At 57.8% G+C, this 1062-nt stretch carries 1 rRNA gene; it reads right to left on the bottom strand.

Annotated features, from left to right (window positions below):
* Positions 1–1062 (bottom strand): 23S ribosomal RNA (locus tag FHS22_RS37225); the annotation flags it as partial.

Below are 1062 nucleotides of genomic sequence, written 5' to 3'. Positions count from 1 at the left end.
TCCTACATGCTTACCCCAGGACAACCACCGCCTGGGATGGGCTACCTTCCTGCGTCACCCCATCGCTTACCTACTACCAGCTCAGGCCGGGCGTTCACCCTGACGCTGCCCCCGAAGGGACAACCGGGTTAAGGACCCTTAGTATCACTGGGTTCGATATGGACGGCGCACAGCGGGTACGGGAATATCAACCCGTTGTCCATCGACTACGCCTGTCGGCCTCGCCTTAGGTCCCGACTTACCCTGGGCGGATTAGCCTGGCCCAGGAACCCTTGGTCATCCGGCGCAGAAGTTTCTCACTTCTGATTCGCTACTCATGCCTGCATTCTCACTCGCACGGCCTCCACACCTCGATCACTCGGGCGCTTCGCCGGCCGCACGACGCTCCCCTACCCATCCACACACCTAGACAGGGAAACCCTGCCAAGCTGAATATGTGAATGCCACGACTTCGGCGGTGTACTTGAGCCCCGCTACATTGTCGGCGCGGAATCACTTGACCAGTGAGCTATTACGCACTCTTTCAAGGGTGGCTGCTTCTAAGCCAACCTCCTGGTTGTCACTGCGACTCCACATCCTTTCCCACTTAGCACACGCTTAGGGGCCTTAGTCGGTGGTCTGGGCTGTTTCCCTCTCGACTACGGAGCTTATCCCCCGCAGTCTCACTGCCACGCTCTCACTTACCGGCATTCGGAGTTTGGCTGACGTCAGTAACCTTGTCGGGCCCATCGGCCATCCAGTGCTCTACCTCCGGCAAGAAACACGCAACGCTGCACCTAAATGCATTTCGGGGAGAACCAGCTATCACGGAGTTTGATTGGCCTTTCACCCCTAAACACAGGTCATCCCCCAGGTTTTCAACCCTGGTGGGTTCGGTCCTCCACGCAGTCTTACCCACGCTTCAACCTGCCCATGCCTAGATCACTCCGCTTCGGGTCTACAGCATGCGACTCAAACGCCCTATTCAGACTCGGTTTCCCTACGGCTCCCCCACACGGGTTAACCTCGCCACACACCATAACTCGCAGGCTCATTCTTCAAAAGGCACGCAGTCACATCACA

This window comes from Thiemannella venezuelensis (assembly GCF_014203605.1).
Lineage (GTDB): Bacteria > Actinomycetota > Actinomycetes > Streptosporangiales > Streptosporangiaceae > Planomonospora_A > Planomonospora_A venezuelensis.
The sequence above is the reverse complement of the archived record's forward strand: the minus strand, read 5'-3'. Positions and strand labels throughout refer to the sequence as shown.